Raw genomic sequence first — 9,192 nt, 5'->3', positions numbered from 1 at the left:
TGCGTTGCGTTGCGTTGCGTATTTTGCTTTGTCTTTTAGCATTTGTAAAGTCATAATGCCACCTTTTTTATATGAATTTTGTAAATAAGGGAAACTCTAAACCACGCCTTGATTATAATTTAAATAATTTTCAAGTGCAAGTGTTTTTTATCAGAATTTACTAAGAAAATGTAAATATTTTTTTAAGTATTTGATTTTTAATATAAATTTATACGAAAACAGAATGATTTATAAAAATAAGTTTCATAAATGAAAAATTTATTAACTAAAAAGACAAAATAAAAAATTAGAGCAATAAAACAACGAAGCGGTAGCGTAGCCTTTTTATTATTTTTAATAATTTTCTTATTTTATAATTTTGGGGCGATTTTTTATTTTTAAAATCAATAAGTTAAAACATAATATGACGAAGTTTTTGGTACTAAGTGCGAAGTTTTTGGTACTAAGTGCGAAGTTTTTGGTACTAAGTGCGAAGTTTTTGGTACTAAGTGCGAAGTTTTTGGTACTAAGTGCGAAGTTTTTGGTACTAAGTGCGAAAAATATTTTATTTTTCGTAAAATGTGTTATAATAGTACCAAAATCTTTGCTTTTTGAATTATAAGGTATTGATATGTATAGAAAATTTTCAGAGCTAACCCCGTCCGAACAACTCCACTTTAACGATTTGGTAAGGTTTATGAAAGAGACTTGGAACGAGGACATTAAAAATAAACTCAAAGTGGTACAAAAATTTCGTCTTGACCCAAACGACCCTGTCGTGTTTGATTTTTTGACCGATGTGTATGTACCAGAGCCTAGACCTGATTTTCTTTATGATGAACCAGTCCCGACATTGCCAGTTGTGCCAACAGCAAGCCAACCCACTGTCAAAACCAAGAAAAGAGAGATGACTTATGCTAATAGTGAAGATTTGATTATTATCCAAAATCGCCTATTGCACGCCATTAGCAATTTAACTTTAAATGAGCGTAGGTTGATTTTGTTTTTGTCGCCTATTGTAAGAAAACAGATTGAAAAAGACCCCAACAATCGTATGTTTTATGTATTCGCCAATGAATTTGCCAACGAATATCAACTAAAAGGTAAATCAGTTTATTCTGAATTAGAAAAGACCGCAGATAGTATTGTGGAGAAAGCCTTTTTCTTTTGGTATAAGACACAAAACGGAAAATCCAAAAAGGGTGTAAGTTGGGTTTCTGAGTGTGATTATATTGAGAATGAAGCAAAAATCAAAGTAAAACTTGATGATACTGTCATTGAAATGCTGACTGTTTTTGACAAAACGACTGGTAATTTTTGGACACAGTATCAAAGGGATTGGATAATAAATTTGGGTGCTTATGGTATTATTATGCTTGAAATGATATTAAGTTCAAAAGAAAGTAATGGACACTATACCATTGAGCATTTGAGAGAGAAATTTGACTGTGTGGATACCTATAAAAAATTCTCTGATTTTAAGCTGTATGTTATTGATAAGTCAATAAAAGAAGTGCATAAACACACGCCAATTAGAATTGAGTATCAGCAACACAAGGTTGGTAGAGTGGTAACTAGTCTAACATTTTCCTATATTGATACCAGCATAAAATCTGTAAAAGACAAAACAAAGAATAGTGATGATAAGCCCAAAGAAAATAACCCATTTGTTAATTTCAAAATGACACCAAAACAATTAGCGGTTTTTGGGGCAAAAATTGCCAAAAAAATAGATAAAGATATTGAAATTGTTATTGATGAAATTAGCAATGTGCATTTTCAGGGGCAATATGTTGAATATTTGAAATTGTTAGATTTTGTGCCGTCCGATTGGTACACGCAGGAAGAAGCAAAAAGCCACCCTACCGCTCAGCAGATTGCCAAGGAGAAAGCCGAAGCCGAAGCAAGAGCCAAAGCCGAAAAAGAGAAAGCCGAAGCCGAAGCAAGAGAAGTCAAAAGAATGCAACAGGAACAACTCAAAAAGGACTTGGAAAAGCTCACAGAACACGCTCAGGAGTTTGTGGAAGCCAACCAAAAGAGAATTGGTGGTGGCATTGAAAGAACGTATTTTAATCAGGGTGATTATGCTGGTGTGGTGAGAATGTGGGAGCGTTATTTGCTGGATAAGGAAGCGAGAAAGCATTTTGCCATGATTGATGAGATTTTGGCGAGATAAATTTGCTGGAAAGACAAAAGAAAAAATATTTTATCAATAATCATATTTGTTGCTTAAAATATTTGTATTGGAATGCTTGACAATATAACCTAAGTTAAATATAATGGTATTTATCAAAGGCATTGGGCTTTTGTACAATCATTTACTTGATTGTGTGCTTTTTGAAAGGTTGATTGTTATGTTTGATAACCAACTAGATAAGGATTTGAAAATGGCTCAAATCAAACACCTAGAACAAATAGTTGCTGAAAGTCAGGCGACTGTTGAAAAAATGCGTGAAGATTTTCGCATTGCCGAAATAGACCGTCAGGCTCGCCAAGCCGAAGCCGAAGAAGAACGCCAAGCAAGGGCAATTGAGCGAGAAGCCTACATTGAAAAAATGCGTTCAGAAATACGAAAGAATGAACGAGATAGTAAATATGCAATGTGGATACCGATTGTTGTAAGTTTAATCTCTTCAATGACTGCAATTTTTGTGGCGGTTGCTGTATCATCAAAGTAAGTAAAAATCAGCCCAATTTGGGCTGATTTTTCTATAATGGAGTGGCTTATGGCTCAAAAACGCTCAATAGGTTATCGTTTGTCAAAAAGATTAACCAAAGAAACTAAGTTAAAAATTGTTGATGAATGGACTTGTGATAAACAAAAATCCATTCAGATAACCATTGATAAATTAAAAAAATCCGTAGCGGAAAATAATAAAAATACTTTTCAATCTGCTATTGATGATTTGATAGATTTTAAATTAAAATCATTGCCAGCAGTAAATAATATGGCAAAAAACTTAATTTATGGAGATTATGATGAGTGAAGCCCAAAAAGAAGCGGTTGCTAGATATTCTGCTAAAAGACAAACAAAAAAAGTTGCCCTTGATTTGTATTTGGATGACAAGCAAGAAAAGTGGATTTTTGACAACTTAGAACAGTTGAAAAAAGATAAGAAATTTAAGTCTGTTTTTGTAGAAGTTTTTTCTGAATATTTTACAAAAAATGGCAAATAATCGCTTGACAATCTAACCTAAGTTATATATAATAAACACATCAAGAACATTAAGGTTTTTGATGATTTCTTCAATCATTTACTTGATTGTGTGTTTATTAACTCATTTACTTGGAGTTTGTTATGTCTCATATCCTATCTTATAATCTTACTATTGGCGTGCCAAGTCATTTTTCTGACTTATTTGATTTGGCGGAAGATTTGGAGCGTGGCTGTCTTAATGATATTGATGAGAGAGTTTGGGAAATTGCTCGTGGTTATCAAGAAATGCCCCTATTTTGCAACATCTACATTGGCGAGATTTGCTTGGTGCTAGAAAGCGTTATTCAAAGCAAGTATGAGCATTTGGGATTGGATATTGATTGGTATATCAATTCTTTGGACAGTCATTTTTATATCAATAGTACGGAAATTCAAGATTGGGCAGATTTCTACGAATTGATTGATGAAATGGAGCGAGAATATCAAGAAATTGCATAAATCGCACAAATCAAGGTAATCAATGGGTTGCCTTGATTTTTTGTGCTAATACAATATATTGTGTTAAAACACCTCCTGCCGACAACCATATATTGATTTAAACACCGCTTAGGCGGTGTTTATTTTTGCTAAAAAGACAAAAGAAAAATCAGGCTGGGCGTGGGTATCAAATCATCGCCTGTTGCATTTGCATTGCTTGGCGGAGCATTTCGTTGATATGGCGTTTGGTCTCTACATTTTGACGAGTAAGCCAGCTCAAAACATCATCATCTAGCAATGAGTTTGTGGGTTGGGTGTTTTGTGCGAGGGCTTTGGCTCGGTTTCTGTCAAAATTTTGTAGGGATTTTGGGTAAAGGTGTGGATTGCGACTTACTCGGATAGCTTGCATTTCTTGCTCGCTATATCGTTTGTCATCATAATCAAATTTGTCTGTACGCATAGTAATCTTCCGCTTGGTTGTGTCCAGCTTTAAAAGCCGTGATGATTGTGATATTGTATTCGTCTATTTCAACCCACGCAACAGTAAGCAGTCTGCCTTTATTGCTCAATCCAACTGTTGCCATACGCATTTCATCATAATCAAATCGGCTATCAATGTCAGTTAGACGGTATGGGTCTTCAAAAACGGATACGGCTTCTTCAATCTCAATTTTGCGTTTATCATAAGTGGCATACCATTTGTCATTTCGCCAATGAAAAGTTACGCCATAAATTTGAAAAGTTGGCATATTCCACCTATCTTACTATAAAAAATGCCAACAAGCAAATCACAACACCAGCCACCAAACCCCCCACACCAAACAGTACTTCTCTTTGGCTAAATGCCTTATCTTTGGCTTGGATTGCCATCATCTGCTGGTATTTATCATCAATCTTGGCAAGGTGCTTGGCGAAGTTGTCGCTGGTGTCTTGTTCGTGATTGACTTGGAGCTTGGTTAAAATCATATTTAAATCTTTGGCTTTTTCGTCAAAGCTAGCCAAAATGGTGTTGGTAACTTCGGCAATATTTTGGCGAATTTCGCTCACATCGTGGTCTAGGATTGCAAGCTGGGTGTTGTTTTTTAGGGCAATGTCCGTCATTTCATCTTGAAATTGAGCGTTAAAAATACCAGCCCATTCCCTAAAATCTTCTTTGGTGTCTTCGAGAACTTGTTGAAAACCAATAATGACTTCCACAAGGGGGTCATCTTCGGTTATTTTGGTGTTGGTCTTTTTAAAAATTTCTTGAATTATCAACTCTTTTTCGTTGGTTTTAGTCATTTGATTGCTCCAAGTCAAAAAGGCGATAGTATTACTACTGTCGCCCTACCCTGATTTATGCTTGATTGAAAACTGCGTCAATTTGGGTGTTAATATCCTGCTCTATGCGGTGTAAGCGAGTTTTGCTAAAAAATTGAAACACTTTTTCATCGGTTTTAACATCGTCAAATGTCATACTATTTTTAAGCATTGTGCTAAAATCTTTTTCAAAAGTGTCTGTATTTAGTTTGCTTATTTTAACCACGCCAATAATGTTTTTAATGGACTGATAGGCTTTTGTTTTGATAAAATCATTGACAGGTTTTCCAAAATATTCATTTTCCCACACAATGATTGGTGTGTTTGGGTAATTTTCAGCAATTTTTACCAAGCATTTTATACTGTCTTGTTCGGCTTGTCCATAACTAATTGGCACGTGAATATAAATATTTTTACCAAATTCTTGAATGATACTTGGAATGTCCATAATAACAAGATAGTTATTAAGTGGTAAAAATTCGCCAGAGCCTGTATCAACCAAAAAAGTTGCATTATCACTCTGTAAGAATTTTTGTAAAAATCCATCAAATTTTGATTGGTCTACCAATTCTTCATCGCTTTTCATAATGTTAATTTGTTCAACATTAAGATTTTTATAACTTGCTAGTGTTTTATTACTTGGGTCAATATCAATCAATGATACATCATTTGCATTTTTTAATAGATATTGAGACATTAGCGTGCTTACAACGCTTTTGCCAACACCGCCTTTGGATTGCATTACAAAGTGAATGCTGTTTTCTAATGGATAAGTCATAATTTCACCTATTCTGCTTTGCTTAACAAATCTTCCAAATCAAAATCATCATCGTTTTTATCAAAACCTTGTGATAATGTTTGTGGTTTTTGTTTTGGTTTAAATAAGGGTTTTTTTGTTTCTAAAATCTGATGATTTTGGTTTTTGTTTACTTCTAATGATTGCCTATTTATTTGGATACTATCTTTGTGTTTTTGATAGTTCTTGGCAATAGCTTGAAATGAAACTTTGATACCAAATTTATCAGAAACCAAATTGGCTATGTCTTCCCAAGTGTGGATTTCTTTGGGATTATCTCTACACTCCACAATGAAAGCAATTGCTTCTTTGGTTAATCTTGGTCTAGCCATACATATTGACCTCCTTAGCAAAATTTAGAGCATTTTATATCAAATTTCAATCATTTTCAAGATTTCTCAACCATTATAACCATAAATTCAATCAATTTCAACTATTTTCAACAAAATTTTTGTAAATTTCAATATTTTTCAACTAAATTCAATTATTTTCAATAATTTAGCTATTTATGCTTATAATCCAACCCCACAAAACTGACTTTTTTCTTTGTTTTTTCTAGTGTAGTGCAGGATAGGCTAACGCCGTAAAATATGGTACAATATTCCCAGTTCTTACTATTCTTTCCGCTCTTTTCTTGGGGTGCTTTTTATGGCTCAAACACCGTTTAAGCTCTTGGGACTGACCCAAGACCACAAAGATTTTTTGCACCGCTACGCTCAAAATGAGCTTGGCTCGTCATCACGCACCAAAGCGATTTTGGCACTCATTGATAGGGCAATGCGTGATGAACAGGTGCAAAATTCATCAAGTGGAATTTGTCAAGATGAATTAAAAAATCAAGCCATTGCTAATAAACAAAAATTCATTGAGCAACACCAAGAACAAATACAAAATCATAATAAAGCAATTCAAGAAGCCAAATCACAAAACAATCACGATTTGGCAAAAAAATTATCAAGAAAAAAACTTGGTGTTAAAAAACAAAGATTGCAATTATCAATCCCAATTTATGATTATGAATACTTAGAGCAACTGGCACAAAATAGCCATAGCTCCATACAATATTATACCACAGTTATCATATTGGAGCATTTGTATTCACAAAAAAGACTGCTTGGTAGTGAAATAGAGGCTTTGAAAAAGTCAAATTATGAATTGTATAAAATCGGTGTTAATGTTAATCAAATAGCAAAAGCAAATAATGCTGGCGATATGATAGAATTGCCAATTAACCAGTTATACAATCAAATTCAAAAACACATTCAATTTGTCCAAGATTTATTGAAATCTAGTACAGGTATTTACTAATAATAGGGGGTTGAAATGAATTTTAAATTATTTTTTTATATTTTCTTTTTCTTTGTTTTTATTTTTGGCACTATTTCATTTTTGCTTAATTTCTTTGATATAGATTTGGGTAAATTTTATGCTTTTAATGGTTTTTTCTATGGTCTTATTGAAAAACCTTTTATTACTATTACTGTTAATTCTTTTGTCTGTGCTTTGGTTTATTATATGATTTTTCTAATTGAGAGTAAAAGATAATGACAAAAATATTTGATGACCCTGATTATTGGTTTGCAGGTACTGCTAAAAAGACCAAAAAATCAGCCAGTAGTGGCGGTGTCTTGTCTTTTAATTCGGTTCGTCCTAATTATAATGCCAAAAAGACCACTTTAAATACAGTAAAAGGTGTTAATAAAAAATTACCGCAGGTTGTGGTAAAAATAAGCGGTTCATCAAAGGGGGTTAATAAGGCTCAATCGCACGCTGATTATATCGGACGAAATGGCAAGGTTGAAATAGAAGACCAAGACGGCAATATTTATACTGGCAAGAATGAGCAAAAAGACTTACTGGGTGCTTGGGGTGCTATGGGTATGCACGACAAGCACGAAACAGGCACACGCAAAGAAGCGTTTCATTTTGTGTTTTCTATGCCAAAAGGTACAAATCCTGACGCTATGAAAACGGCAGTTAGAAACCTTGTTAAAGAAGAATTTGACGGTCATAAATTCTTTATGGCACAGCACCTAGATACTGACAGCCCCCATTGCCACATTCTGCTCAATGCGACCAATGATAGGGGCGAACGCCTGAACCCACGAAAGCAAGACCTGCACAATTACCGCTTGGCTTTTGTGGCAAAACTCAAAGAGCAGGGTATAGAAGCCACAGCCACACGGCGGATACACCAATTTAAATATCAAGACAATAAAAAACAGGGTATGTTACACAAGAATGAGCGTACAGGGGCGAAGCAGGGCGACAAAAAGCCAACAGCGAGCCAGCTTAAAAAGATACAGGCAACCCATAGCGAAGTCGCCAAGCGGTATCAGGCGTATGCTGATAGCTTGCCTAGCGACCAAACAGAATTAAAGGCAGAAATTAAAAAACTGGTTGAGAGTAGGGCGGTCAAAGATAAGGGCAGGGGGCGTTAGCGTCCGCCTTTGCCCTTGTCTTGGTCTAATTCTTGACTTTTTTCAATGTCTGATATTTGGTTTGCCAAACTTTCAAATGCAATAATTTGTGCTTTTGGTGCTGGGTATCTTTCCAAAATCATATCTCTATTGGTTTTTAGTTCCAATATCTGATTATCTGAAAGCATTGGATAGCTTTCATTTAGATTTTTACTAGACATAACTTTTAGAATATTTTGGGCTTCAACAATAGCATTAGCATTCATTCTTGAACAAACTCGCTCATAAGATGAAATGAAATACTTTGCAAATTCGGTGTAATCTGCTGGTTCACTTTCATAGTAATGAGTAACTGCACGAGCATATTCTTCCACGCTTCTTTCTGTAAACATCACAGGCATTTTGTCGTGAAGCATTAAGGTGTAAGCACACATATTGCGAGCAGTTCTTTTGTTGTGGTCTGAAAAATATTGTAAATAAGCAAGGTTTTGATGAGCATAAACAGCTTTCTCAAATGGATTTTGAATATTGTTGTACTCATTGTTTATTATTTCAAGTCCAGTTTCTAATTGTGCTGGGATACTTGACGGAACATAGGAACACATACCAATAAAAACAGGTTCTTTTCTAATAGAACCACATTCGTTTTTATCCAACATCATTTCTGACGCTTGGTAGTGTGCATTTTTTAATAAATAAGTGAATGGTCTTTGATTTTCTTTTCCACCTTGAATTACTTCATTAACCAAATAATCAAATGAGCGGTGCATATTTTTTAACATTAGAGCTTCTTCAAACTTCTTTTGAGAGCCAGAAGTTCTACCTGTTTTTAATAAAATCTCTGTTTCTATTGCATTATAAGTATTGCCTTCAAGGACAGCAGAAGTATAAGCAAACTCAATGGAAAATGCTTCTATGTTTCTTGGAGACATTAAATACTCGCTTTTTGAGTAATAATTTAACGCTTCCAAGTAAAATAGTTCTTCTTGTGAAAATATTGGCTTATACAATAGCTTGTCTTGATTGTATGGTATTGGGTTTTTTGGAGTATGTTCATTCATAA

14 protein-coding genes are annotated in these 9,192 nt (G+C 34.4%); 8 read left to right on the top strand and 6 right to left on the bottom strand.

What is annotated here, in order from left to right; translation table 11 throughout:
* Positions 1-610: 610 nt before the first annotated feature.
* The 5 genes from B5J93_RS08110 (at position 611) to B5J93_RS08090 (ending at position 3,635) form a co-directional block, all read left to right on the top strand.
* The gene (locus tag B5J93_RS08110) at positions 611-2,155 is read left to right on the top strand and encodes a RepB family plasmid replication initiator protein (protein ID WP_079325940.1); all 1,545 of its coding nucleotides are present in this window, start codon (positions 611-613) and stop codon (positions 2,153-2,155) included.
* Between the two features lie 178 nt (positions 2,156-2,333).
* Complete coding sequence (locus B5J93_RS08105; RefSeq protein WP_143823513.1) at positions 2,334-2,657, top strand: hypothetical protein; 324 nt, start codon at positions 2,334-2,336, stop codon at positions 2,655-2,657.
* 48 nt (positions 2,658-2,705) lie between these two features.
* Positions 2,706-2,966 (top strand): hypothetical protein, encoded by a 261-nt coding sequence (locus tag B5J93_RS08100; protein ID WP_079325938.1) that lies wholly within the window; start codon positions 2,706-2,708, stop codon positions 2,964-2,966.
* Positions 2,959-3,156, top strand: coding sequence for a hypothetical protein (locus tag B5J93_RS08095; protein ID WP_012477701.1), 198 nt, complete (start codon positions 2,959-2,961; stop codon positions 3,154-3,156). The genes B5J93_RS08100 and B5J93_RS08095 overlap by 8 nt, the downstream gene beginning before the upstream one ends.
* 122 nt (positions 3,157-3,278) lie before the next feature.
* Positions 3,279-3,635: a hypothetical protein gene (locus B5J93_RS08090; RefSeq protein ID WP_079325937.1), complete on the top strand. Its 357-nt coding sequence runs from the start codon at positions 3,279-3,281 to the stop codon at positions 3,633-3,635.
* Positions 3,636-3,801: 166 nt separating this feature from the next.
* Here B5J93_RS08090 and B5J93_RS08085 read toward each other — a convergent pair whose 3' ends face one another.
* The 5 genes from B5J93_RS08085 to B5J93_RS08065 are packed head-to-tail and all read right to left on the bottom strand — an operon-like array spanning position 3,802 to position 6,041.
* Positions 3,802-4,074: a hypothetical protein gene (locus tag B5J93_RS08085; protein ID WP_012477703.1), complete on the bottom strand. Its 273-nt coding sequence runs from the start codon at positions 4,072-4,074 to the stop codon at positions 3,802-3,804.
* Complete coding sequence (locus tag B5J93_RS08080; RefSeq protein WP_079325936.1) at positions 4,055-4,363, bottom strand: BrnT family toxin; 309 nt, start codon at positions 4,361-4,363, stop codon at positions 4,055-4,057. The genes B5J93_RS08085 and B5J93_RS08080 overlap by 20 nt, the downstream gene beginning before the upstream one ends.
* Before the next feature lie 7 nt (positions 4,364-4,370).
* Positions 4,371-4,895, bottom strand: a complete 525-nt coding sequence (locus B5J93_RS08075; RefSeq protein ID WP_079325935.1) for a hypothetical protein — start codon at positions 4,893-4,895, stop codon at positions 4,371-4,373.
* A gap of 55 nt (positions 4,896-4,950) precedes the next feature.
* Positions 4,951-5,691 (bottom strand): nucleotide-binding protein, encoded by a 741-nt coding sequence (locus B5J93_RS08070; RefSeq protein WP_079325934.1) that lies wholly within the window; start codon positions 5,689-5,691, stop codon positions 4,951-4,953.
* An 8-nt stretch (positions 5,692-5,699) separates the two neighbouring features.
* A complete protein-coding gene (locus tag B5J93_RS08065) occupies positions 5,700-6,041 on the bottom strand; it encodes a hypothetical protein (RefSeq protein WP_079325933.1) in 342 nt (113 codons plus the stop codon).
* Positions 6,042-6,357: 316 nt separating this feature from the next.
* On the opposite strand from B5J93_RS08065, the gene B5J93_RS08060 reads away from it, so the two are divergent.
* The 3 genes from B5J93_RS08060 to B5J93_RS08050 are packed head-to-tail and all read left to right on the top strand — an operon-like array spanning position 6,358 to position 8,150.
* Positions 6,358-7,017 carry a hypothetical protein gene (locus tag B5J93_RS08060; protein ID WP_079325932.1) on the top strand — a complete coding sequence of 220 codons (660 nt, stop codon included), beginning with the start codon at positions 6,358-6,360 and terminating at the stop codon, positions 7,015-7,017.
* A 15-nt stretch (positions 7,018-7,032) separates the two neighbouring features.
* The gene (locus tag B5J93_RS08055) at positions 7,033-7,254 is read left to right on the top strand and encodes a hypothetical protein (RefSeq protein ID WP_079325931.1); all 222 of its coding nucleotides are present in this window, start codon (positions 7,033-7,035) and stop codon (positions 7,252-7,254) included.
* Complete coding sequence (locus B5J93_RS08050) at positions 7,254-8,150, top strand: relaxase/mobilization nuclease domain-containing protein (protein WP_079325930.1); 897 nt, start codon at positions 7,254-7,256, stop codon at positions 8,148-8,150. Before B5J93_RS08055 ends, B5J93_RS08050 begins: the two co-directional genes overlap by 1 nt.
* Here B5J93_RS08050 and B5J93_RS08045 read toward each other — a convergent pair.
* The gene (locus B5J93_RS08045; RefSeq protein WP_079325929.1) at positions 8,147-9,190 is read right to left on the bottom strand and encodes a Fic family protein; all 1,044 of its coding nucleotides are present in this window, start codon (positions 9,188-9,190) and stop codon (positions 8,147-8,149) included. The two genes, B5J93_RS08050 and B5J93_RS08045, sit on opposite strands and share 4 nt — an antisense overlap.
* Between the last annotated feature and the right edge of the window lie 2 nt (positions 9,191-9,192).

This window comes from Moraxella equi, assembly GCF_002027555.1.
Taxonomy (GTDB): domain Bacteria; phylum Pseudomonadota; class Gammaproteobacteria; order Pseudomonadales; family Moraxellaceae; genus Moraxella; species Moraxella equi.
The sequence above is the reverse complement of the archived record's forward strand: the minus strand, read 5'-3'. Positions and strand labels throughout refer to the sequence as shown.

What these genes read in the sequence shown, in the direction of transcription:
- B5J93_RS08110 (WP_079325940.1), top strand. Translation starts at nt 611, where the DNA reads ATGTATAGAAAATTTTCAGAGCTAACCCCGTCCGAACAACTCCACTTT.
- B5J93_RS08105 (WP_143823513.1), top strand. Translation starts at nt 2,334, where the DNA reads ATGTTTGATAACCAACTAGATAAGGATTTGAAAATGGCTCAAATCAAA.
- B5J93_RS08100 (WP_079325938.1), top strand. Translation starts at nt 2,706, where the DNA reads ATGGCTCAAAAACGCTCAATAGGTTATCGTTTGTCAAAAAGATTAACC.
- B5J93_RS08095 (WP_012477701.1), top strand. Translation starts at nt 2,959, where the DNA reads ATGAGTGAAGCCCAAAAAGAAGCGGTTGCTAGATATTCTGCTAAAAGA.
- B5J93_RS08090 (WP_079325937.1), top strand. Translation starts at nt 3,279, where the DNA reads ATGTCTCATATCCTATCTTATAATCTTACTATTGGCGTGCCAAGTCAT.
- B5J93_RS08085 (WP_012477703.1), bottom strand. Translation starts at nt 4,074, where the DNA reads ATGCGTACAGACAAATTTGATTATGATGACAAACGATATAGCGAGCAA.
- B5J93_RS08080 (WP_079325936.1), bottom strand. Translation starts at nt 4,363, where the DNA reads ATGCCAACTTTTCAAATTTATGGCGTAACTTTTCATTGGCGAAATGAC.
- B5J93_RS08075 (WP_079325935.1), bottom strand. Translation starts at nt 4,895, where the DNA reads ATGACTAAAACCAACGAAAAAGAGTTGATAATTCAAGAAATTTTTAAA.
- B5J93_RS08070 (WP_079325934.1), bottom strand. Translation starts at nt 5,691, where the DNA reads ATGACTTATCCATTAGAAAACAGCATTCACTTTGTAATGCAATCCAAA.
- B5J93_RS08065 (WP_079325933.1), bottom strand. Translation starts at nt 6,041, where the DNA reads ATGGCTAGACCAAGATTAACCAAAGAAGCAATTGCTTTCATTGTGGAG.
- B5J93_RS08060 (WP_079325932.1), top strand. Translation starts at nt 6,358, where the DNA reads ATGGCTCAAACACCGTTTAAGCTCTTGGGACTGACCCAAGACCACAAA.
- B5J93_RS08055 (WP_079325931.1), top strand. Translation starts at nt 7,033, where the DNA reads ATGAATTTTAAATTATTTTTTTATATTTTCTTTTTCTTTGTTTTTATT.
- B5J93_RS08050 (WP_079325930.1), top strand. Translation starts at nt 7,254, where the DNA reads ATGACAAAAATATTTGATGACCCTGATTATTGGTTTGCAGGTACTGCT.
- B5J93_RS08045 (WP_079325929.1), bottom strand. Translation starts at nt 9,190, where the DNA reads ATGAATGAACATACTCCAAAAAACCCAATACCATACAATCAAGACAAG.